Source organism: Cupriavidus sp. H18C1 (genome assembly GCF_049311595.1).
Lineage (GTDB): Bacteria > Pseudomonadota > Gammaproteobacteria > Burkholderiales > Burkholderiaceae > Cupriavidus > Cupriavidus cauae.
Window position 1 is genome coordinate 1,905,322 of record NZ_CP186008.1, and the last position, 21,565, is coordinate 1,926,886.

Annotated in this window: 16 protein-coding genes and 4 pseudogenes; 8 read left to right on the plus strand and 12 right to left on the minus strand. The window is 66.8% G+C overall.

Annotation, left to right across the window (positions count from 1 at the left end; all coding sequences use genetic code 11):
* Nucleotides 1-276 precede the first annotated feature (276 nt).
* Together dnaN and gyrB are read left to right on the plus strand one after the other, a co-directional pair.
* Nucleotides 277-1,392 carry a DNA polymerase III subunit beta gene (gene dnaN, locus OJJOAM_RS08875; RefSeq protein WP_422647736.1) on the plus strand — a complete coding sequence of 372 codons (1,116 nt, stop codon included), beginning with the start codon at nt 277-279 and terminating at the stop codon, nt 1,390-1,392.
* Nucleotides 1,393-1,617: 225 nt separating this feature from the next.
* Nucleotides 1,618-4,143 carry a DNA topoisomerase (ATP-hydrolyzing) subunit B gene (gene gyrB, locus OJJOAM_RS08880; RefSeq protein ID WP_422647737.1) on the plus strand — a complete coding sequence of 842 codons (2,526 nt, stop codon included), beginning with the start codon at nt 1,618-1,620 and terminating at the stop codon, nt 4,141-4,143.
* A 122-nt stretch (nt 4,144-4,265) separates the two neighbouring features.
* Here gyrB and OJJOAM_RS08885 read toward each other — a convergent pair whose 3' ends face one another.
* Together OJJOAM_RS08885 and OJJOAM_RS08890 are read right to left on the minus strand one after the other, a co-directional pair.
* A complete protein-coding gene (locus OJJOAM_RS08885) occupies nt 4,266-4,802 on the minus strand; it encodes a dihydrofolate reductase family protein (protein WP_422647738.1) in 537 nt (178 codons plus the stop codon).
* Nucleotides 4,803-4,938: 136 nt separating this feature from the next.
* Nucleotides 4,939-5,922, minus strand: a complete 984-nt coding sequence (locus OJJOAM_RS08890) for a GlxA family transcriptional regulator (RefSeq protein ID WP_422649544.1) — start codon at nt 5,920-5,922, stop codon at nt 4,939-4,941.
* A 258-nt stretch (nt 5,923-6,180) separates the two neighbouring features.
* Here OJJOAM_RS08890 and OJJOAM_RS08895 point away from each other — a divergent pair, with 258 nt between their 5' ends.
* Entirely contained in the window at nt 6,181-6,942 is a 762-nt protein-coding gene (locus OJJOAM_RS08895; protein WP_422647739.1) for an SDR family oxidoreductase, read from the plus strand.
* Between the two features lie 114 nt (nt 6,943-7,056).
* Here OJJOAM_RS08895 and OJJOAM_RS08900 read toward each other — a convergent pair whose 3' ends face one another.
* The 5 genes and pseudogenes from OJJOAM_RS08900 to OJJOAM_RS08920 form a co-directional block, all read right to left on the minus strand.
* Nucleotides 7,057-7,383 (minus strand): hypothetical protein, encoded by a 327-nt coding sequence (locus OJJOAM_RS08900; RefSeq protein WP_422647740.1) that lies wholly within the window; start codon nt 7,381-7,383, stop codon nt 7,057-7,059.
* Nucleotides 7,349-9,013, minus strand: a complete 1,665-nt coding sequence (locus OJJOAM_RS08905; protein ID WP_422647741.1) for a putative Ig domain-containing protein — start codon at nt 9,011-9,013, stop codon at nt 7,349-7,351. The genes OJJOAM_RS08900 and OJJOAM_RS08905 overlap by 35 nt, the downstream gene beginning before the upstream one ends.
* Before the next feature lie 254 nt (nt 9,014-9,267).
* Nucleotides 9,268-10,890, minus strand: coding sequence for a saccharopine dehydrogenase NADP-binding domain-containing protein (locus OJJOAM_RS08910; RefSeq protein WP_422647742.1), 1,623 nt, complete (start codon nt 10,888-10,890; stop codon nt 9,268-9,270).
* Nucleotides 10,891-11,121: 231 nt separating this feature from the next.
* A complete protein-coding gene (locus OJJOAM_RS08915) occupies nt 11,122-11,637 on the minus strand; it encodes a hypothetical protein (RefSeq protein ID WP_422647743.1) in 516 nt (171 codons plus the stop codon).
* A gap of 70 nt (nt 11,638-11,707) precedes the next feature.
* Nucleotides 11,708-12,013, minus strand: a pseudogene (locus OJJOAM_RS08920) (NAD(P)-binding domain-containing protein); the annotation flags it as partial.
* 116 nt (nt 12,014-12,129) lie between these two features.
* On the opposite strand from OJJOAM_RS08920, the gene OJJOAM_RS08925 reads away from it, so the two are divergent.
* Together OJJOAM_RS08925 and aac(3)-IVb are read left to right on the plus strand one after the other, a co-directional pair.
* Complete coding sequence (locus tag OJJOAM_RS08925) at nt 12,130-12,450, plus strand: winged helix-turn-helix transcriptional regulator (RefSeq protein ID WP_422647744.1); 321 nt, start codon at nt 12,130-12,132, stop codon at nt 12,448-12,450.
* A pseudogene (gene aac(3)-IVb / locus OJJOAM_RS08930) lies at nt 12,434-13,232 on the plus strand (aminoglycoside N-acetyltransferase AAC(3)-IVb). Before OJJOAM_RS08925 ends, aac(3)-IVb begins: the two are co-directional and overlap by 17 nt.
* 50 nt (nt 13,233-13,282) lie before the next feature.
* On the opposite strand, the gene OJJOAM_RS08935 reads toward aac(3)-IVb, so the two are convergent.
* From OJJOAM_RS08935 to OJJOAM_RS08950, 4 genes are all read right to left on the minus strand, one after another.
* Nucleotides 13,283-13,666 (minus strand): FKBP-type peptidyl-prolyl cis-trans isomerase, encoded by a 384-nt coding sequence (locus OJJOAM_RS08935; protein WP_422649545.1) that lies wholly within the window; start codon nt 13,664-13,666, stop codon nt 13,283-13,285.
* Between the two features lie 242 nt (nt 13,667-13,908).
* Nucleotides 13,909-15,417: a class I adenylate-forming enzyme family protein gene (locus OJJOAM_RS08940; RefSeq protein ID WP_422647745.1), complete on the minus strand. Its 1,509-nt coding sequence runs from the start codon at nt 15,415-15,417 to the stop codon at nt 13,909-13,911.
* 105 nt (nt 15,418-15,522) lie between these two features.
* Nucleotides 15,523-17,202: an acyl-CoA dehydrogenase family protein gene (locus tag OJJOAM_RS08945; RefSeq protein ID WP_422647746.1), complete on the minus strand. Its 1,680-nt coding sequence runs from the start codon at nt 17,200-17,202 to the stop codon at nt 15,523-15,525.
* Entirely contained in the window at nt 17,199-17,840 is a 642-nt protein-coding gene (locus OJJOAM_RS08950; RefSeq protein ID WP_422647747.1) for a TetR/AcrR family transcriptional regulator, read from the minus strand. Before OJJOAM_RS08950 ends, OJJOAM_RS08945 begins: the two co-directional genes overlap by 4 nt.
* A gap of 89 nt (nt 17,841-17,929) precedes the next feature.
* On the opposite strand from OJJOAM_RS08950, the gene OJJOAM_RS08955 reads away from it, so the two are divergent.
* From OJJOAM_RS08955 to OJJOAM_RS08965, 3 genes and pseudogenes are all read left to right on the plus strand, one after another.
* The gene (locus tag OJJOAM_RS08955) at nt 17,930-18,910 is read left to right on the plus strand and encodes a Rieske 2Fe-2S domain-containing protein (RefSeq protein ID WP_422647748.1); all 981 of its coding nucleotides are present in this window, start codon (nt 17,930-17,932) and stop codon (nt 18,908-18,910) included.
* Between the two features lie 16 nt (nt 18,911-18,926).
* A pseudogene (locus OJJOAM_RS08960) lies at nt 18,927-19,508 on the plus strand (acyl-CoA thioesterase domain-containing protein); the annotation flags it as partial.
* Nucleotides 19,509-19,797: 289 nt separating this feature from the next.
* Nucleotides 19,798-20,218 (plus strand): annotated as a pseudogene (locus tag OJJOAM_RS08965) (GNAT family acetyltransferase).
* On the opposite strand, the gene OJJOAM_RS08970 reads toward OJJOAM_RS08965, so the two are convergent.
* Nucleotides 20,184-21,332 carry an Ldh family oxidoreductase gene (locus OJJOAM_RS08970; RefSeq protein ID WP_422647749.1) on the minus strand — a complete coding sequence of 383 codons (1,149 nt, stop codon included), beginning with the start codon at nt 21,330-21,332 and terminating at the stop codon, nt 20,184-20,186. The pseudogene OJJOAM_RS08965 and the gene OJJOAM_RS08970 sit on opposite strands and share 35 nt — an antisense overlap.
* Nucleotides 21,333-21,565 lie beyond the last annotated feature (233 nt).

The following is a 21,565-nucleotide window of genomic DNA, read 5'->3' on the forward strand; positions in this document are numbered from 1 at the left end:
ATACTGTGGTCTGCGCGCCGCGCGCGCCGCGGGCGCGGAAAAGCCCGGCGGCAACCCGCAAACCCGCGCGGGACAAGGCTTTGCGGGCCGCCGGCAAATATTGGGGGGATCGTGGCTTTTGATGCACAATATGCAGACGAGCCACACATCGTCCGGCTTTGCCGAGCCGCCCGATCCGAGGTAAAATGCGACATTAACTCCTTGATTCCTAAGTGATTTTGGAGTTGCGCAAAACACCCGGCGGACGCTGACTATAAACGACGAAGGACATATTCAATGCAATTGGTCAAAACCTCGCGAGACAATCTGCTGCGTCCGCTGCAAATCGTGAGCGGCATCGTGGAGCGCCGCCACACCCTCCCGATCCTGGCCAACCTGCTGATCCGCAAGTCCGGCGCCAACGTCTCCTTCCTGTCCACCGATATCGAAATCCAGATCACCACGCACGCCGAATGCGGCGTCGGCAGCGACGACGTGGCCACCACCGTGGCCGCGCGCAAGCTGCTCGATATCCTGCGTGCGATGCCCGACGGCGATGTCGCGCTGTCGCTGTCGGACAAGCGGATGACGGTGCAATCGGGCAAGAGCCGTTTCGCGCTGCAGACGCTGGCCGCCGAGGAATTCCCGACGGTGGCCGAGGCCACCGAGTTCAACGCCAGCGTCACGCTGCCGCAGAAGACGTTCAAGCATCTGCTGGCGATGGTGCATTTCGCCATGGCCCAGCAGGACATCCGCTACTACCTGAACGGCATGCTGCTGGTGGTCGACGGCAAGAAGCTGATGGCGGTCGCCACCGACGGCCACCGCCTGGCCTACTGCGCGGTCGAGCTCGAACAGGAAGCCGCGGGCGGCGGCGCGCGCCAGGAAGTCATCATCCCGCGCAAGACCATCCTGGAACTGCAACGCCTGCTCGAGGACAACGACGATCCGGTGCAGGTGCAGCTGGCCGCGAACCAGATCAAGTTCACCTTCGCCAACGTCGAGCTGATCTCGAAGCTGGTCGAAGGCAAGTTCCCCGATTTCCAGCGCGTGATTCCGAAGGGCTACAAGAACGCCTTCGCGATCGATCGCATCAAGCTGCAGCAGGCACTGCAACGCACCGCGATCCTGACCACCGACAAGTTCAAGGGCGTGCGCTGCATTCTCGATACGCACACCCTGAAAATCAGCTCGACCAACGCCGACCAGGAAGAGGCGCAGGAAGAGCTCGAACTCGATTATTCGGGCGATGCGCTCGATATCGGCTTCAACGTGACCTATCTGCTCGACGTGCTGGGCAACCTCAAGAGCGAGCAGGTCCAGGTCAGCCTCGGCGACTCGAATTCGAGCGCGCTGATCACCGTGCCGGAAGACGACAACTTCAAGTACGTCGTCATGCCGATGCGCATCTGATGTTCCGGTAAAGGATCGCAAGATACGCAGAATCCGGAGCATCGAACGGCAGGCTACGGCTCTCGCGGCGGGCAAACAGCCCGTGCGACCGACCCGCAGTAGCAGGGGCAGGATCATGGCGATCCGCCCCTTTGCCGTTTTTATGTAACCGCCATGCGGAGGGGCCGATGGCCGCGTCGTAACCCGGCGCGCCGCGCTCCCCGCATTTGCCGTGAGTAGGAAAACATGACCCAACAGCAGAACCCGCAACAGGAAAACAGCTACGGCGCCTCCTCGATCCAGATCCTGGAAGGCCTGGAGGCGGTACGCAAGCGGCCGGGCATGTATATCGGCGACACCTCGGACGGCACCGGCCTGCATCACCTCGTGTTCGAGGTGCTGGACAACTCCATCGACGAAGCGCTGGCCGGCTACTGCACGGAAATCCAGGTCACGATCCACACCGACAACTCGATCTCGATCACCGACAATGGCCGCGGCATTCCGTCCGGCATCAAGTTCGACGACAAACACGAGCCCAAGCGCAGCGCCGCGGAAATCGCGATGACCGAGCTGCATGCAGGCGGCAAGTTCAACCAGAACAGCTACAAGGTCTCGGGCGGCCTGCACGGCGTCGGCGTGTCCTGCGTCAACGCGCTGTCGAAATGGCTGCGCCTGACGGTGCGCCGCGACGGCCAGGCGCATTTCATCGAATTCGCCCAGGGCGCGGTGCAGAACCGCATCGTCGAAACGGTCAACGGCCCGGACGGACAGCCGGTCGAAGTCTCGCCGATGAAGGTGCTCGGCCCGACCGACAAGCGCGGCACCGAGGTGCACTTCCTCGCCGACCAGGAAATCTTCACCAACGTCGAGTTCCACTACGAGATCCTGTCCAAGCGCATCCGCGAACTGTCGTTCCTCAATAACGGCGTGCATATTCGCCTGACCGACCAGCGCACCGGCAAGGAAGAGGATTTCGCCTTCTCCGGCGGCGTGAAGGGTTTCGTCGAATACATCAATCGCGCCAAGTCGGTGCTGCATCCGAATATCTTCTACGCGAATGCCGAAAAGGAAGGCATTACCGTCGAAGTGGCAATGCAGTGGAATGACGGCTTCAACGAGCAGGTGCTCTGCTTCACCAACAATATCCCGCAGCGCGACGGCGGTACCCACCTGACCGGCCTGCGCGCGGCGATGACGCGCGTCATCAACAAGTACATCGAAGAAAACGAGATCGCGAAGAAGGCCAAGGTCGAGACCACCGGCGACGATATGCGCGAAGGCCTGTCGTGCGTGCTGTCGGTCAAGGTGCCCGAGCCCAAGTTCAGCTCGCAGACCAAGGACAAGCTGGTGTCGTCGGAAGTGCGGCTGCCGGTCGAGGAACTGGTATCGAAGGCGCTGGGCGACTTCCTGCTGGAAACGCCGAACGACGCCAAGATCATCTGCGGCAAGATCGTCGACGCCGCCCGTGCGCGTGAAGCCGCGCGCAAGGCCCGCGAAATGACCCGCCGCAAGGGCGCGTTCGACGGCATGGGCCTGCCCGGCAAGCTCGCCGACTGCCAGGAGCGCGATCCGGCGCTGTCCGAACTGTTCCTGGTCGAGGGCGACTCCGCAGGCGGCTCCGCCAAGCAGGGCCGCGACCGCAAGTTCCAGGCAATCCTGCCGCTCAAGGGCAAGATCCTGAACGTCGAGCGCGCGCGCTTCGACAAGATGCTGTCGAGCCAGGAAGTGCTGACGCTGATCACCGCGCTTGGCACCGGCATCGGCAAGGACGACTACAACCTCGACAAGCTGCGCTATCACCGCATCATCATCATGACCGATGCGGACGTCGACGGCTCGCACATCCGCACGCTGCTGCTGACCTTCTTCTACCGGCAGATGCCCGACATCATCGAGCGCGGCTATGTCTATATCGCGCAGCCGCCGCTGTACAAGGTCAAGCACGGCAAGGACGAGCGCTATATCAAGGACGACAACGAGCTGAACGCGTACATGCTGCGCCTGGCGATGGAAAAGGCCAGCCTGCTGCGCCCGGACGGCAGCGAGATCACCGGCGAAGCGCTGACCGAACTGGCGCGCCAGTACCAGCTCGCCGAAGCGGTGATCGGCCGCCTGTCGCGCGTGGTCGACAGCGACGCGCTGCGCGCGATCGCCGACGGCGTCGAACTGAACCTCGACTCCGCCGAAGCCGCCGAAGCCTCGGCCCGCGCGCTGAAGGCCAAGCTGTCGGAAATGCACGCCAAGCGCCTGAACGGCGCCGCGGTCAACGACGATGGCACCGCCGACGTCTACGCGCAGTTCGACGAGAAGAACGAGAAGCACCGCCTGATGGTGGCCCGGCGCCATCACGGCAACGTGCGCCTGTCGCACATCGATTCCGACTTCGTCCACGGCGCCGACTACGCGGCGCTGGCGCTCGCCGCCAAGACGTTCCAGGGCCTGATCCCGGTCGGCACCAAGGTCCGCCGCGGCGAAGGCGAGAAGATGCGCGAGCAGACCGTCAACGATTTCCACGGCGCGATGCAGTGGCTGCTGTCGGAAGCCGAGCGCGGCGTGTCCCGCCAGCGCTACAAGGGCCTGGGCGAGATGAATCCCGAGCAACTGTTCGAAACGACGCTGGACGTCACGCAGCGCCGCCTGCTGAAGGTACAGATCGAGGACGCGATCGCGGCCGACCAGATCTTCACGACGCTGATGGGCGACGAGGTCGAGCCGCGCCGCAACTTCATCGAGTCGAATGCGCTGGTGGCACGCAATATCGATGTGTGATCGCGCAGCGCCGTAGCACGGCGGCCTGTTCAAGCCGAGGCAAGACGCCCGACCGTTCAACGGCCGGGCGTTTTTTTATGGCCGGCTCAGAAGATTCAGAAGACCCGGGGCATTCAGGACATTCAAGGCATCACCCGATAAGTCGACTGCACCAGCCCCGAAGGAAAGCTGCGGCTCGATACCAGCGCAAGGTCGATGTCGTGCGGCAGTGCGCCGAACAACGGCCTGCCGGAGCCGATCAGCACCGGCACCGTGGTGATCACCATGTCCGCGATCAGGCCCTCGCGCAGGAATGACTGCACCAGCTGCCCGCCGTCGACATACACGCGACGCACGTTCTCGCGCGCAAGTGCCTCCATCGCTTCCGTCGGCGTCCAGTTGGCAAAGCGGACCTTGCCCTTCAGCGCCTCGGGTACCGGCGTATCCGCCAACTGCCTGGACAGCACGAGCACGGGCCGGTCGTAAGGCCATGGATCGAAGCTGAGCACCTTTTCATAGCTGCCGCGTCCCATCACGATCAGGTCCTTGTCCGCGATGAATTCCGTGTAGCCATGGTCCTCGTCGGGATCGTCGCGCTGCAGGAGCCAGCCGATATCGCCGTCGGGGCGGGCGATGAAGCCATCCAGGCTGGTGGCGATGAAGACGTGTGCGGTGGTCATTGGGTTGCCTCCAAGGGTGCGGGACCGTATTCTTGTCCGCGTATGACCCGGGCACAAGGCTCCGCACCGCCTTTCTGTGGATCGGTCGGCCGCTATGCCAGGCCATGCCACGCACATCCCACGCACATGCCAGGCACTATGCCGCGCGCAATACCCCTGCGCCGGCAATGCCGTTGCCGCCGTGTCGCGCCCGCGCTTCCCTTACCAGCGCCTGCGGTGGCCTGCCGAGCGAACGCAGGAAGGCCCGCCGCATCCGCTCCTCGTCGCCGAATCCCGTTTGCGACGCGACTCTGCCGATCGACGTCTCGCCTGCCTCGATCAGCGCATGGGCCGCCTCGAGGCGGAGCTTCTCGATCGCCTTCGCAGGCGACATGCCGGTCTGTGCCTGGAACGCCCGGCTGAAATGCCGCTTGCTCCAATGCACGTGCTCGGCCAGCTGTTCGACCGATAGCGGCTCGTGCAGATGTTCGCGCGCGAAGTCGAGCGCGAGCCGGACGCGGTCGGACTTGGGTTCGAGCGCAGCCAGCGTGGAAAATTGCGATTGCCCGCCCGTGCGGCGGTAGTGCACCACCATCATCCGCGAGATGGACTTGGCCAGCGCATCGCCGAGGTCGGCCATCACCAGGGCCAGCGCGAGATCGATGCAGGCCGTCATGCCCGCCGACGTCCACACCGGCCCGTCGTTGACGAAGATCTTGTCCTCATCGACCTGCACCGCGGGAAAGCGCTGCTGCAGTTCGCGCGCCAGCGCCCAGTGCGTCGTCGCCCGGCGTCCGTCCAGCAGTCCCGCCTCCGCCACGATGAAGGCACCGGTGCAGATGCTGGCGATGCGCCTGGCGCGCGGCGCCGCTCGTCGCAACTGCGCGATCAGCGCGGGCTCGGTGGGAGCTTGCGTCGTGGTGCCGGCGACCAGCAAGGTGTCGTAGTGCCGCCTGCCGATTGCCTGCGTCTCGATCTTGACGCGCGACGATCCGGCCACCATGCCGCCGTCGGCGGACACCACCGCAATCTCGTAGCGCGGTTGCGACGACAGCTCGTTCGCCAGCTCGAAGACGGTCAGTGCCGCCATGTCGAGGATCTGAAAGCCGGGATAGACGACCAGGGCAATGCGCGCGCTCATGATGTCCCCTTTGGAGGGTTCCGCCGATTGGATGCCGGCCATTGTAGCGGCAGGGCCGCCAATCGGCCGGCCTTTCCCCGTGTCCCTTATTGCGGTTTTTTGGTCATTTGAGCCATCGCCGGTTTCCACCAGAATGAGCTCAGACGGCAACGCATCGGGCACCAGCGGCACGGCAGGGCCAATGGGCTCCAGTGCGAGCTGCCGAATCCCCTTTGACCGATACAGCGATACAGCGATACAGCGAAACAGGACATCGACATGCAACTCACCGACAACACCATCTTCATCACCGGCGGCACCTCCGGCATCGGCCGCGGCCTGGCGGAAGCCTTCCACAAGCTCGGCAACCAGGTCATCATCGGCGGCCGCCGCAAGCATCTGCTGGACGAAGTGACCAAGGCCAACCCGGGCATGGACGCGGTGGAGCTGGATATCGCCGACCCCGCAAGCATCGCGCGCGCGGCAAGCGAGCTGACTGCCCGCTATCCCGGGCTCAACGTGCTGATCAACAACGCCGGCATCATGCCCTTCGATCAGGCCGACGCCGCGATCGACGAGGCGACCATGCAGGCCACCGTGACCACCAACCTGCTCGGCCCGATCCGCATGACCTCGGCGCTGATCGAACACCTGAAGCGCCAGCCGCGCTCGGTGGTGATCCACAACACGTCGGTGCTGGCGTACGTGCCGCTTGCCAACACCGCGGTGTACTCGGCGACCAAGGCCGCGCTGCATTCCTACGCGCTGTCGCAGCGCTTCATGTTGCGCCACACCTCGGTGCGCGTGCAGGAAATCGCGCCGCCCTGGGTCAACACGGACCTGATCCAGAAGAGCGACGACCCGCGCGCGATGCCGCTCGATGCCTTCATCGAGCAAACCATGGCGGCGCTGGCGACCGATGCGGAAGAAGTGCTGGTCGAAGCGGCACGTCCGTTGCGCGACAACCCCGGCGCGGGAGAGCATGCGCTCGTCAATGGCTTCAACGAGAGCATCGCCGCCACGCCGATCCCGGTGGGCTGAGACGCCGCCAAGCGCGTCGGCGCATGGCGCGATGGCTACCCGAGTCGCCTGAATCAGACCCCGCCTGCCGGCGGGGCTTTTTTGTTGGGGCTCGCAATTCGAGCCCGGCCCTGTCTACGGTCGATACCTTTCCACGATGTCGAGATTGCCGCTCGAATCGGCGCCGCCGACAACCAGAACGCTGCCGTCCTGGAGCAGCGATGGCGCGGCCCGGCTCCGTGGCATCGACATGCTGGTTGCTACGGTCCAGACGTTGACGTCCGGGTTATAAATTTCCGCGGTCGCCGTTGTGCCCGCCGAGGTGGCGCCGCCGGCGACAAGCACGCGACCGTCCGCCAGAAGCGCCATCGCGGGCAGGAAACGTTCGGCATGCATGGTGCTGGGCGTCCATGTCGACGCGACGGGATCATAGAGCCACGCCGTATCGCCGGTGCCGGTCATGAGGACCTTCCCATTGGCCAACAACACGGACTCGGCCACTGTGCTCGTGCCGCCGGGGGAACGCCAGCGGCGTGCTGCTGCCGGTATCGCCGACCGGATACAGCTCCGCCGCCCCGACCAGTCCTCCCGGCCCGAGACCCCCAACCAGAAGCACCTTATCGCCACCGGGCAGCAGCGTCGCCGCATGCTGACCCCGCGGAAAGGCCAGCGGCGTCGCCAGCAACGTCCAGGTATTGGTGACCGGATCGTACCGTTCTGCCGTCGTGGACGCCGCGCCGCTGGTGCTGCTGCCGATGACCAGCACCTTGCCGTCCGGCAGCAGCGAAGCGGTATGCCGGGTGCGGCTGTACGCCATGCTGCCGGCCGACTGCCAGCTGCCGGTGGCCGGATCGTAGAGCTCCGCCGTCGCCGTGTTGCCTCCGGCGACGAGCACCCGACCGTCTTGCAGACGCGTAGCGGTCGCCTCGACATGGGCACTGACCATGCTCGCCGTCGCTGCCCAGAGATCGGTGACCGGGTCATAGAGAAACGACGAAACACTGGCCGCCGACGCAAGGTAGCCGCCGGCCACGAGGACCTTGCCATTGTTCAGGGTCGTCGCGGACATGTAGTGCATGGGACCCGGCAGGGAATGCGCCGTTATCCAGCTGCCCCGCGCGGTCACGCCGATCCGGATCGTGGCCTGCGTACTGCCGGCCCGGTTGGTCGCGGTAACCGTGTACACGGCTTGCGGCTGGATCGTGGTCGCGGTGCCGGCAATCACGCCGGTCTGGCTGTTCAGGCTCAGGCCCGCGGGCAAGGCGGGACTCACCGAAAAGCTCGCCGCCGCGCCGCCGGTAACGACAGGCGTATTGGGAACGATCGCTTCGCCTGCGACATACAGCGCAGATGGCTGCGTATAGGCAAGGCCGGATGGAGCCACAACGGCGGCTTCCACGGCGATGCGCAGCATCGCCGTCGCTTCCCCGGCCGCATTGCGTCCCGTCACGGTATAGGTTGCCTCGGCCGCCGCGGCGGCTGGCGTGCCAGTGATCACTCCCGTCTGCGTATCGAACGCGAGCCCCGCGGGCAGCACGGGCGTGATGGTGTAGGCATCGATCGGTCCGCCACCATTGGTCGGTCCGTTCGCGGCAATGGGCTCACCCACGGTGTAGACGACGGCGGGCTCCCGATAAGCCAACTGGCTTGGGGCCACCGGAGTCTTCCGCACTTCGATCTGCACTCTGGCGGTCGCGCTGCCGGCGCCGTTCTGCGCCGTCACGACATGGACTGTCGACGGAGTGACCGCGGTGGGCGTCCCCGAGATAATCCCCGTGGCGGCATCGAGAACCAACCCATCCGGCAACGCCGGTGCGATGGCGTAGCGCTCGATCGCACCGCCGCTCGCACTGGGACGATTGGGCACGATGGGCTTGTCGATCTCGTAGACGGCCGACGACATGTCATAGCTGAGGCCGGCAGGCGCCTGCTGCGTCGGGGTTGGGGCCGGCGCCTGCTTGTCATCGTCATCGTCGCCGCCGCATGCGGACAGCAGCGACAGACAGCACAGGCACAGCAACAGCAGCCATTGGGTCGGCCGCTGCAATGGGTGCCGCGGGCGAATTGCGGCATGGCGCGAGAGATTTGTCATTTTTTCCCGGGTCCAAAATGCGTTGATTTACGGCGCTCCCGAATGGGCAACGGTATTGCGTGGCAAACCGATACGCAGCCGTTGCGACAATCGCATTCCAATATGGCCGAAATGCAAATCCACCTGATAAATCGGCGATGGCCCAGGAATTGGCGCGAATATACACCAGGTAATGCGCGGAATGATCGGCGTCAATAACGCCGGTTTCCGCAGGTTTCACCAATGGACGGAGCGGGTACGTGGCGCCAATGGTGTCATTCCGTGTATTGCATAAAGCAGTGCCTCAACAACGCCATGTCGTCGGCAAGTCCAGCAGGAAGTCGGCGATCACCAGGGACCTCGCCCCCGGCTTCGGCTGCCAATCGGTGACATGCCCGCCCAGCGGCGCCCACCAGGGCGCTGCGTCGGCGAGCACGGAACGGAAGTCCACCGCTTCGGACTCCACCACGCCGCGCCGCGGGTTCGCCAGCACCCATCGCATTCCGGCCACCAGACTGGAGGCGACCTGCAGGCTGGTCGCCGAGTTGTACGGCGCCAGCGCGCGCGCGCTCGATGCCGAGGTGCGAGCCGTACCAGATGCCGCCGTGGCGGCCGCTGAGCAGCAGCACGCCGAGTTCGTCCTCGCCGCTGACAATTTCGTCGCGCAGGATGCGTGCGCCGCGGACCCGGCTGGCGGCGCGCTCGTCGAGCCATGGCATCGAGGCGAGCGTGGCGTCGGTGGGGCGGTAGGCGTAGTAGACCGTGGGACGATACGGCGGCTGGCCGGCTGCATCGGCTGCATCGGCTGCATCGGCTGCATCGGCTGCATCGGCTGCATCGGCCGCATCGGCTGCATCGGCTGCATCGGCTGCATCGGCTGCATCGGCTGCATCGGCTGCATCGGCTGCATCGGCTGCATCGGCTGCATCGGCTGCATCGGCTGCATCGGCTGCATCGGCTGCATCGGCTGCATCGGCGGCACCGGCGGCACCGGCGGCACCGGCGCCCTGGGCGCCATCGTCGGTAAGGTAGGCCGCGATCGAGATCGATTCGTTGTGCGTGATCAGGTAGGCGTCGAACGGCCCGTGCGCCGGCGACCACGAGCGAACGCGTGTCCGATGTCCGGGCCGATGCATCGCGATCGCGGCACCGCAGCCGTCGCTGTGCCGGTAGCCGCCGGGAGGCAGCGCGGGTTCATGCGTGCCCCATCCGAGTTCCGCGTCCTGCAGGCATTCGGTAATGAAGCCCTGCGCGGACCAGGTGTTGGCGAATTCGCCCTCGCGCGGGAAGCCGGGCGCTTGCTGGCTATCGTATTCGCTGATCTGGATGACGCGTAGATCGAGACGGCGTGCGAGCGCGGCCCAGCCCGCGCGATGCCGCGGTTCGACCGCCTCCAGCCCGGCATGGCCCGCCAGCTCCATCAAGGCCGCCTTGACCAGCACCGAGACCATGCCCGGGTTGGCGCCATGCGCCACCAGCGCCGTCGGCAGCCTCTCGCGGCCGCGGGCGAATGCCAGCATCCGTTCGCGCAGCGCGTAGTTGCTCAGCTGCGAGGCGGGCGTGTCGCCGGCATAGTCCCAGGGCTCGATGCCGGCGTCGATGTAGAAGGCACCGCGGTCCTGCGCCAGCGCGATCAGGTCGCGGCTGCAGACCGAGGGCGCCAGGCTCAGCAGAAAGGTCCCCGGGCGCAGCAGCGGGCCAAGCACCGGCGCGAAATTGTCCGCGGCAATGCCAGCCTCCACCGCGTGGAGACGGTGCGCCGCGACGATCTGGCGACGGCGGTCGTCCAGCGAGCGGTCCACCACGGTGATCGCCGCCCGTGGCCAGGTTCGCTGCAGCAGCGGCAGCACGGCCTGTCCGATACAGCCAAAGCCGACGATGACGATGTGTTCGATCACGTTGAACTCTTCAGCTCGACAACGGCGATGCCGGTCATCTTGCGCGCCTGGAAAACCACGGCGCAGCGAACCGAATCCCGCCCCCATCGATTCGATTCCCTATCCGGACTGGCGAAGGCAATGGTATCGCCGCGTGCGGCCACTGCCAACGGGACGGCGCGGATTTCACAGTGTCCGACGGCCATCGGGCCGGCAGGCGCCATTCCGCCGGGCTATGCTGACGTGGCCGCTTCAAAGGACGGGCGTCGGTGCCGTCGCGCTTTTCAGGAGCTTGGTCACGGCCGCGAACTCCTCGTTTCCATATCCCGCGTCTTCCGCGTCGCGCAGCAGCTGCGCAATCAGCGCGGGCAGTTCGCTGCGTAGCCCCTGCCGGCGCATCGCCTCTTCGATGCGCCGGGTGGCATCGACCGAGATCGACAAGGGGCTCTGCGAGATCGCGAAATCGCCCTTCTCGATCACGTTGCCCTCGTGACGCAGGAACGCGCCGAACGAGGGAGACATCGCCTCCACGATACCGCCATAGACGCCGACGTCGAGCCCCTCTGCCTGCGCCAGCGCGGCGCCCTGGAAGAAGCCCATCGAGGCACCATAGACGTACGACAGCGTCGCCAGATCCATGGTGGCCGCGGCGGCAGCGTCTTCGCCGAGGTAGACGATATTGCCGCCGAGCGCCGCGAGCAGATCGCGCGCATCGGCATGTGCCGCACGGCTTCCGGAAACGAGGATGGTCGTATCGGGCTGGCCCATCTGCTCGGGGGGCGACCTGGATGGCGCCGTCCAGGTAGGCGGCGCCCAGCTCATGCGCCACAGCCGCCAGTTCCCTCGCATCCTGCGGGCTTCCGGTGGTCAGCTGCACCACCAGCTTGCCCTTCATCGCCGCATTGAATCCGTCTGCCGAGAGGATGGCGTGCGTGGCCGCGTAGTCGTGCACACAGATGACGACGGCTTCGGCTGCGGCGGCTGCCTGCGCGGCCGTATCGGCGACGATGGCGCCATGGCTTGCCAACGACGCGGCCTTGTCCGGCGTGCGGTTCCACACATGCACGTCCATGCCCGCCTGCAACAGCAGGCTGGCGAGTTTCGTTCCCATCTGGCCGAGGCCGATCACGGCTACCGTTTTCATCTGCGCACTCCATTCGTGTAAGCGTTGGTGCAGTATGCGAATGTACGGTTTTGGTGGTCAAGTACGCACTAAAATGACAGGTACTATCCAATTGGTAAGCATTGGAGATAAATCGAATGAAACGCAGCCAGCCTTATAACTGCGGCATCGGCCCTGCTTTCGAAGTGATCGGCGGCAAATGGAAGGCGCTGATCCTGTACGAGCTGCATGCCAAGCCCTTGCGGACCGGAGAGCTTCGCCGACTGCTCGAAGGCATCACCGAGAAGATGCTGATCCAGCAATTGCGCGAGATGGAGGCGGACGGCATCGTGCGGCGCGAGGTGTTTCACGAGGTACCGCCGCGTGTGGAATACTCGCTGACGCCGGCCGGACGGGCATTGAATCGGGCGTTGGGGCCGGTCGCCGAATGGGGGCAAAAATATGCGGCATCCCGATGACCCCCGCGCGTGGCAACGGGCCGAGTTGGTGACCCAGTTGCGCGCGCTCGGCGTGCCACCCGGCGCCGTGCTGCTGGTCCACGCGTCGTTCCGCTCGATCAGGCCCGTGCAAGGGGGGCCCACAAGGATTGATCGAGGCGCTGCGCGAAGCGGTCGGCCCCGCCGGCACGCTGGTGATGCCGTCGTGGGGCGATGACGACGACGCGCCCTTCGACCCGGCCACCACGCCGGCATCGGCGGACCTTGGCGCGGTCGCCGATGCCTTCTGGCGACTGCCCGACGTGGTTCGCAGCCACCACCCGTTTGCCTTCGCGGCGGCGGGACCGCAGGCGCATCGAATCACCGCGGATCCCTTGCCGTTGCCGCCACATATTCCGACCAGCCCGGTCGGCCGCGTGCACGAGCTCGATGGACAGGTGCTGCTGCTTGGCGTGGGCCATGATGCCAACACCACGATCCATCTGGCCGAACTGATGGCCGGCGTGCCTTACGGCGTGCCGCATCACTGCACCGTGCTGCGAGACGGCAAGCCGGTTCGCGTCGACTATCTCGAGAACGATCACTGCTGCGAGCGCTTCGGCCTGGTGGACGGCTGGCTCAACGAAAAGGACCTTCAGCGTGAAGGCCCCGTTGGCAATGCCGGCGCCCGGCTGATGCGGGCGCGGGACATCGTCGATATCGTGCTACCGGAATTGGCTCGCGATCCGCTGGTCTTCCTGCATCCGCCTCACGTTGGCTGCGAGGAGTGCGATGCCGCGCGGCGGTCGATCAGCACCAAGTAGCGCGCGACGGAGCGAATGACGTAGCAGGACACGTAGCCGGAATGGCGCGCTCAGCCGCCGATGCCGAGCAGCTCCACCTCGAAATTCAGCGTCGCGTTCGGCGGGATCGTCCCCGGCACGCCGCGCGAGCCATAGGCGGTGCTGCCCGGGCATACCAGCCTGGCCTTGCCGCCGACCTGCATCTTCTGCACGCCCTCGGTCCAGCACGGGATCACGCGATTGAGCGGGAACGAGATCGGCTGCCCACGCTTGTACGAGCTGTCGAATTCGGTGCCGTCGGTCAGCGTGCCGCGGTAATGCACCTTGACGGTATCGGTGGCCTTGGGCGAGGCGCCGTTGCCCTTGGTCAGGTGCTGGATCGACACGCCGGAAGGCAGGGTCTGGGCCGGTTCGGCGGCATGGGCGGCGAAGGCCAGCGCGCCGAGGGTGACCAGCGAGGCGAGGGAAGCAAAGGAAGCGAAGGAAGCGAAGCCGGGGGAGTCGGGTCATTGCGGTAATCCGTCGAGTCAGGGGAAGGCACAAGGATAAACCGAATGAAGCGCGGGACGGTCCGCGGTGCCATGCGGTGCCTCGCTGCACGCGCCACAGCAAGCACTGCCGCACGCACCACGGCAAGCACTGCCGCAGGCACCGACAGACCGCCCGACTTCACCCGCTCCCCCCTGTAACCGCTGGATCAAGCCGTCCGCAGCCCCTCGCGCAACTGGTACTTCATCACCTTGCCCGTGGGCGTGCGCGGCATCGCCTCGACGACGCGCACCTGCCGCGGCACCTTGTACTTCGCCAGCCGTTCGGCGCAGTAGGCCTGGATGTCCTCGACATCGACGCTGGCATCGGCCTTCGTTACCACCACGGCCGCCACGCTCTCGCCCCACTCCGGATGCGGCATGCCGACCACCGCCACTTCCGAAATCGCCGGATGGCCCGCCAGCACGTCCTCGACCTCCTTCGAATAGACGTTCTCGCCGCCGGTGACGATCATGTCCTTGACGCGGTCGACGATGAACAGATAGCCGTCCTCGTCGATCCGCACCAGGTCGCCGGTGCGATACCAGCCATCGTGAAATGCTGCCGCGGTGGCGGCGGGATCGCGGTAGTAGCCCTGCATCATCGACTGGCAGCGCATCCAGATTTCGCCGACCTCGCCCGGGACGGCCTCGTGCTGTTCGTCGCGCATGACCTTGATGGTGCAGCCGCTGACGGCGTGGCGACCGATCGAGCCCGCCTTGATCACCTGTTCCTCGGGCAACAGCGCGGTACCGGTGGGGCCCGTCTCGGTCATGCCGAAGACCTGATAGAAGCGCTCGGAGCGGTAGCGTTCGGCGAGCACGCGCTCGGTGCCGGCATCGATCGGGCCGCCGCCGTACAGCCAGGCGCGCACGCTCGACAGGTCGTAGCTGGCGAAATCCGGCCCCATCTTCATCGCCATCAGGTAGGCGATCGGCGCGCCGAAGAACAGCGTGCATCGCTCCTGCTGCACCGTCTCGAGAAACCGCACGGGATGATATTCGGGCAGCAGCACCACGGTGGCGCCGACGAACAGGCTGCCGACCAGCAGGTTGTTCAGCGGAAAGCTGTGCCAGATCGGCATCGCCAGCAGGACGCGATCGGCGGGACCAAGGCCGTAGACCAGGCTCGATCCGGTGCCGGCGAGAATCACGTTCGCATGCGAGTGCATGCAGCCCTTCGGCCTGCCGGTGGTGCCCGAGGTGTACAGCAGCTCGGCGAGATCGTCGGCAGCGACGTCGACCGGGCGATAGGCGTGCTGCTCGCCTTCCGGGGCGATGACCGGCAGCCCCGCGTCATTGCCGGCTGCGGACAGGGCAAACCCCGGCGGCGCGCCGTCCAGCTGCCGATGCAGATCGGCATCGACCAGCCACAGCCGGCTTTCGCTGTGTTCGAGGATATAGGCGGTTTCGGGCGCGGCGAGCTTGTGATTGACCGGTACGGCCACGGCACCGATATCGAGGATCGCGTAGTAGGCGATCACCCATGCGGCCGAATTGCGGCCGTGCAGCGCGACCTTGTCGCCCTTGCCGATGCCTTGCGCCTGCAGCCACGCGGCGGTGTGCTTGACGCGCCGTCGCAGCTCGTCGTAGCGGATACGCTGCGCGCCATCGACGATGGCGATATCCGAGCTGCGCTGCCGGGCGACGCTGTCCAGCGCCTCATTGATCGTCCACATGGTGTCTCCTCCTTGGGGCCGTTCCTGGTTCGGCCGTTTTGTCTACCGTCGTCTACCGTCTGGCTTGCTGCTTCCTCCCCGGTGATTCCATTCGAGCCGACGCCTTCAGGCGTGCGGTTGCGCCGTTCCCATCGCCAGCGCATCGACCGCGGCGGCGATCTCGCTGCCGCCGGTTGCCGCCCCCGTCGGCGACACCGTCGCCGGCACCAGTCCGTCGGCGCAGAACAGTTCGGCCGCGGCCAAGCCAGCCGCATCGCGCTTGATCCGCAGGCGCCATTCGGCGGCCTCGGCCAGCAGCACGGCCTGGTACGTGCGCGCCATGCCCCATGCCAGGCGCCGGCCTTGCGCCTCTTCCGGGGCGTTGATCATCGGAATCAGCGTGTCCAGTGCGTTCTCGATGCGCTGGCGCAGGCCGCGCGTCGCATCGAGCGACAGCCCGCGCAGCCGCCGCACCACGTCCTCGATCCAGGCCTCGCCATGTTCGGAGGCGCGCAGCGCGCGCAGCACGTCGTGCGCCAGCACGGAGGTCGTGCCCTCCCAGATGCAGTGCACATGCAGATTGCGGAACAGCCGCGGCAGGCCGGTGTCCTCGATATAGCCAGCGCCGCCGAAGCTCTCGAGCAGCTCGCTGCCGGCCCAGACCGCCTGCCGTGCGCAGGCCAGCTTGGTCAGCGGCGCCATCAGGCGCGACAGCGTGCCGTCGGCCCCGTGTTCGGCCGCACCGATCAGCGCCGCGGTCTGGAAGTTGAGCGCGAGCATCGCCTCGTATTCGGCGGCGATGCGCGCCAGCCAGGCGCGATGCATCGGCTGCTGCGCCAGCGGCTTGCCGAAGACCTCGCGCTTGCCCGCGTAGTCGCGCGCCAGATCGAGCAGATGGCCAACCCCGGCCGGGCCGCCCCACGAGGCCCACAGCCGCGCGATATTGAGCAGGCCCGCCATCTTGCCGACGCCCTGTCCGATCTCGCCGACCGGCACCGCGATGGTGTCCTTCAGATCCAGCTCGGCAGTGGGCAGCGCGCGCGTGCCGAGCTTGTCCTTCAGCCGCCGGACTTCGATGCCGTTCCAGCTGCCGTCCGGGCGGCGCAATTCGACCAGGAACAGCGACAGGCCGCGGCTGCCGTCCTGCGCGCCCTCGGGCCGCGCCAGCGCCAGGGCCATCTGCCCGGTGGTGGCCGAGGTGAACCACTTGGTGCCGTTCAACAACCACCTGCCGTCGCTCGATCGGCGTGCCGTGGTCGAGCTGCGGCCCACGTCCGAGCCGCCCTCCTTCTCGGTCATCCATTGGCCCGAGGTCCAGGCGTGGTGCCGGGCGGTCAGCTTCGGCACATAGCGCTGCGCGAGTTGCGGATCGTGCTGCAGCAGCAGCCGCGCGGCACCGTCGGTCATCACCAGCGGGCAGTCGGCCACCGCGCAGGCGGGGTCGTACAGGTTGACCAGCCCGGCCTGCACCACACGCGAATGCTCGCCGTAGGGCGTTTCATAGGGCAAGGCGACCAGCCCTTCCTCCTGGCCAATCTGTACCAGCCGCAGCCATGCGGGATCGACGCGCAGCTCGTCGACGCGCCGTCCCCAGGGGTCGTAGGGAATGTGCTGCGGCGGATTGCGTTCGGCCTGCTCGGCGAGCGGCAGCAGTTCGGCGACCGCGCGCTCGCCGAGCCGGTCCAGCGAAGGGCTGGCCTCGGCGAACACTTCCGCGGGAAGCAGCCGCTCCAGCGTCAGCCGCAGCGTCGGATCGGTACGAAAGCGGTTGCCGGGCTTCGGCGCGGCCTGATGGAAGTCACTCATGCCGTCTTCTCCTTGACGGGTTGGCAGCGGTGGGCTGCGGTCCAAGGGGATTGCACGCAGAAGGCGACGAGGCTGGCTACCAGGTCGGCGTCCTCCTCGTCCGGGTGCGGCGCGCTGAGCGGGCCCACCAGCGTTTCGGCAATGGCGCCGACGATGGCGGTGCCGACCAGGTGCGGATGCTGCGGCGCGATCTCGCCCGCCTCGATGCCCTGCTGGACCAGCCTGGCGAAGATCGCGCGGTAGGGCTCGCGGAACTGCATCCGCGCCACGTCGATTGGCGGATCGACCGGCTCGGCCAGCAGCGCCCAGGCCAGCTGGCGACCGCGCAGGGCACGCCGCGCAAAGGTCTCGACCACCCGGGCCAGCCGCTCGCGCACGGTGCCTTCGGTATCGAACGCGGCCGCGCAGGCGTCGATCTCGGTCTGCGCGGCCCGCTTGAACACCTCGTTGAACAGATCCGCCTTGGTGGCGAAGTAGCGATAGATCAGGCCGGCCGAGATATCGACCTCGGCGGCGATGGCCGGAATGTTGGCGGCGGCGTAGCCGCCACGCGCGACCAGCTTGAGCGCGGCCTTGATGATGCGCTCGCGGGTTTCCGCCAGGCGGGCTTCGACTTTGGGGGTTCGACGGTAGGGCATGGAAGAAGTATCTATGCTTTCATTTCTTCGTGCAAGGTTGAGTTTCTGGTTGTAGACTCGGAAAAAATTCGACGGAAAGGAGACGCGCCATGGACAGGCTGCCGCTTCGCCCCTATGCGTTCGGGTGGTTCCAGGTCGAGTACGGCGATGCGCTCAAGCGCGGCGATGTGCGTCCGGTGCGGGCCTTCGGGCAGGAATTCGTGCTGTGGCGCGATCACGATGGCACGGCCCATCTGATGGACGCCTACTGCCGCCACCTCGGCGCGCATCTCGGCCATGGCGGCCGCGTCGTCGGCAACGAGATCCAGTGCCCTTTCCATGGCTGGCGCTACGACGGCCGCGGCGAATGCACGCGCATTCCGTACAGCCCCGACGCCGCGCTGCAATCGCGCGGCATGCGCCGTTGGCCGACCGTCGAATGCAATGGCCTGATCCTGGCCTGGTGGCATCCGCAGGACCGGGCGCCGACCTACGAATTCCCGCGGCTGCCGGAATACGGCCACGGCGAATGGTCGCGCTATCACCGCCACGCCTGGCAGGTGCAGACGGTCTGGCAGGAGATCCAGGAGAACATCGTCGACAGCACGCATTTCCACTACCTGCATGGCGTGGAAAGCCTGGCGGTGGTCGACCGCTTCGAGCCGCGCGGCCCGGTGCTCGACGTCAATATCGTCCACCAGTTCAAGACGCCGCGCGGCGTGCAGCGCGGCTACATCCAGACCACGCTGTACGGGCCGTATCTGGCCACGGTGCGCTTCCGGATCGGCGATCTGGCCGAGATCCTGTTCGTCGATGCGATCACGCCGCGCGAAGCAAACGAGGTGGAATTGCGCTTCAGCCTGATGGCGCGGCTGTCGGGGATCGAGGCGCCCGACATGAGCCTGGAGCTCGTCAACGAGGCGATCCGGCAGGTCAGCCAGGACGTGCCGATCTGGAACCACAAGGCGCACCGTCCTCGCCCGAGCCTCGCGCGGGGCGATGGGCCGGTGATGAAGTTCCGCGAATGGGCGCGCCAGTTCGCGGTGGAAACCGTACCGATCCGGGAGGTGGCCTGTGGCGTCGCAGAATGAGCTGGATCCGCACAGCGTGTTCGCCTATGTCGGCAACCGCATCCTGCCGACGGCGCTGGCGCGCGGGCCGTGGAGCCCGGATGCGCAGCACGGCGGCGCGCCGGCCGGCCTGCTGGCCGCGATTGCCGAGCGCGCAATGGCCGACGAGCCGGGATGGTCGATGGTGCGGCTGACGCTGGAATTGCTGCGGCCCGTACCAATCGCGCCGCTGCAGGCCACGCACGAGGTCCAGCCAGGCGGCTCGGTGCGGCGCGTGGCCCTGAGCCTGATGCATGAGGACAAGCCGGTCGTGCGCGGCGTCGCGGTGTTCATGCGCGAACGGGCGGTCGACCTGAGCCCGGCCGCCGCCGCATGCCCGTTGCCGCTGCCGGACCAGTGCAGCGAGCCGATCCGCATCCCGGGCATGGTCGAGCAGACTTCGTTTCACTACACGGCGATGGAGAGCCGCGTGGCGGCCGGCAGCGTCGCCGCGCCCGGCCCCGCCGCCGCGTGGTTCCGCTTGGCGGTGCCGCTGATCGACGGCTGGCCCACGCCGCCCAGCGCCCGTGCGGTGGCCGCCGCGGACTTTGGCAACGGCATCAGCTGGGCAGTGCCGCTCGACCGCTTCGTGTTCGCGAACGCGGACCTGACCGTCTCGCTGCACCGGCAACCGCAAGGGGGAATGGGTCGGCGTGGATTCCGTCACGGTCGCGCAGCCGAGCGGTATCGGGCTGACCACCTCGACGCTGTACGACGAAGCCGGCGCGATCGGCGTGGCGCAGCAGAGCCTGCTGATCAAGCAGCGATAGATGGTTGCCGTGGTTGGCGTGATTGCCGTGATTGGCGGCCGGGCGCAAGCGGGCAAAGGGAACGCTACACTGGGCGTTTCCCGCAACCGCTGAACGCCCATGCAAATACGCACCTACCGCGAGTCCGACGAAGCCGAAGTGGTATCCCTGTGGAAGCACTGCGGCCTCACACGTCCATGGAACGATCCGCACCGGGACATCGCGCGCAAGCTCGCCGAACAGCCGGAGCTGTTCCTCGTGGGCGAAGTGGACGGCAGGCTGATGGCGACCGCCATGGTCGGCTATGACGGCCATCGCGGCTGGATCTATTACCTCGCCGTGCATGGCGATTTCCAGGGGGCGCGGGCATGGCCGCGAGCTGATGGCCGAGGCCGAGAGGCTGCTGATCGAACGCGGCTGCCCGAAGCTGAACCTGCAGGTCCGCGCCGGCAACGAAGCCGTGCTCGACTTCTATCGCGCGCTCGGCTATGCCGCCGATGCCACCGTCACCCTGGGCAAACGGTTGATCCCGGATAACTGAGTCCGACGACCGAGCCCGACAACCGAGCGGCCGGGCTCAGCCCATCCGGTCCGGCATGCTGGTGCCGAGCTTCCGCAGCCACGGCTCCAGCTGCGGCACGATGCTCGGGTTCAGCGCGACGCCTTCCTCCAGTTGCCTGGCCTTTCTGTCGAGTGCGGCCCAGCCCGGCAGCCGGACCTGTTCGACGCCCGGCCGCGGCGGGTTCTGCGCGCAGGCATCGGCGATCCATCCCATCTGGTGTTCGAACGCGTCCTCCCCCGGCGAATGCCTTCGGGTCGAGGATCTGCAGGAAGACCGTATTGCCCCAGCGCTGCCCGGGATCGTCGCGGCCGTGTCCGGCCAGGCCCGCGGTCAGCGCCTCGACCATCAGCGACAGCGCGTAGCCCTTGTGGCCGACGTCCAGGCCGCCGAGCGGCAGGATCGAGCCCTTGTGCGGCGCCTGCAGGACGGCGGGGTCGTCGCTGGGCTCGCCATTCTCGTCGATCAGCCAAGCGTGCGGCAGGCGCTTGCCCTCGCGATAGAGGCGCGTGGTCAGACCGACCGTGGTGATCGACGTGGAGACATCGATCAGCGCGGGGCCGCGCGGCGTCGGGATGCCGGCCGCCATCGGGCTCGGCGAGAACAGCGGGCGTGTGCCGCCGAAGGGCGCGACCATCATCGCCGCCGGCGCCGACGAGTACAGCAGCATCATCAGCCCCTGCGAGGTCGCGCGCTCCAGATAGGCCGCCAGCGCGGCGATATGGTGGCTGCGGCGGATGGTGACGGTGCCGGTGCCGTACCCCTTCGCCTTCTCGATCGCGACATCGAGCGCGCGCAGCGTCAGCCACGGCCCGGGCAAGCGCTTGCCGTCCCAGGTGGCGACGGCCGCGCGCTCGGAAATCACGTCGTAGTCCTCGGCCACCCGCATGCTGCCGCTCTCGATCTCGGCCAGATAGACCGGCAGCAGTTGCAGGCCATGCGTGTCGTGGCCCATCAGGTCGCCCTCGACCAGGACGTCGGCGACGTCGCCGGCGCGATCGATCGGCATGCCGGCGCGCGTCAGCAAGGCGACTGCCATATCGCGCAGCGCGGCCGCGTGATAGCGCGCGCGAACTTCAGAAGATGCGTTGGTCATCGGGCTTTCCTCGTATCGGTCGTGTATCGGTCGTGTCGGTCGTGTATCGGTCGTGCATCGGTCGTCTATCCGCGGCCTGTCAGTCCATCGATCTTCCAAGGTGGCCTGCGCCGGGCGATGGCGTGCCGCTGACGCGGCCCGGAGCGCGCTTCCCGATGCATCGGGGTCATGCCACACACGCCATTGTTGACCAGCACGACAAGACAGCCAACCTCGAGTCCGAATGACGGACC

What these genes read in the sequence shown, in the direction of transcription:
- dnaN (WP_422647736.1), top strand. Translation starts at nt 277, where the DNA reads ATGCAATTGGTCAAAACCTCGCGAGACAATCTGCTGCGTCCGCTGCAA.
- gyrB (WP_422647737.1), top strand. Translation starts at nt 1,618, where the DNA reads ATGACCCAACAGCAGAACCCGCAACAGGAAAACAGCTACGGCGCCTCC.
- OJJOAM_RS08885 (WP_422647738.1), bottom strand. Translation starts at nt 4,802, where the DNA reads ATGACCACCGCACACGTCTTCATCGCCACCAGCCTGGATGGCTTCATC.
- OJJOAM_RS08890 (WP_422649544.1), bottom strand. Translation starts at nt 5,922, where the DNA reads ATGAGCGCGCGCATTGCCCTGGTCGTCTATCCCGGCTTTCAGATCCTC.
- OJJOAM_RS08895 (WP_422647739.1), top strand. Translation starts at nt 6,181, where the DNA reads ATGCAACTCACCGACAACACCATCTTCATCACCGGCGGCACCTCCGGC.
- OJJOAM_RS08900 (WP_422647740.1), bottom strand. Translation starts at nt 7,383, where the DNA reads ATGACCGGCACCGGCGATACGGCGTGGCTCTATGATCCCGTCGCGTCG.
- OJJOAM_RS08905 (WP_422647741.1), bottom strand. Translation starts at nt 9,013, where the DNA reads ATGACAAATCTCTCGCGCCATGCCGCAATTCGCCCGCGGCACCCATTG.
- OJJOAM_RS08915 (WP_422647743.1), bottom strand. Translation starts at nt 11,637, where the DNA reads ATGGGCCAGCCCGATACGACCATCCTCGTTTCCGGAAGCCGTGCGGCA.
- OJJOAM_RS08925 (WP_422647744.1), top strand. Translation starts at nt 12,130, where the DNA reads ATGAAACGCAGCCAGCCTTATAACTGCGGCATCGGCCCTGCTTTCGAA.
- OJJOAM_RS08940 (WP_422647745.1), bottom strand. Translation starts at nt 15,417, where the DNA reads ATGTGGACGATCAATGAGGCGCTGGACAGCGTCGCCCGGCAGCGCAGC.
- OJJOAM_RS08945 (WP_422647746.1), bottom strand. Translation starts at nt 17,202, where the DNA reads ATGAGTGACTTCCATCAGGCCGCGCCGAAGCCCGGCAACCGCTTTCGT.
- OJJOAM_RS08950 (WP_422647747.1), bottom strand. Translation starts at nt 17,840, where the DNA reads ATGCCCTACCGTCGAACCCCCAAAGTCGAAGCCCGCCTGGCGGAAACC.
- OJJOAM_RS08955 (WP_422647748.1), top strand. Translation starts at nt 17,930, where the DNA reads ATGGACAGGCTGCCGCTTCGCCCCTATGCGTTCGGGTGGTTCCAGGTC.
- OJJOAM_RS08970 (WP_422647749.1), bottom strand. Translation starts at nt 21,332, where the DNA reads ATGACCAACGCATCTTCTGAAGTTCGCGCGCGCTATCACGCGGCCGCG.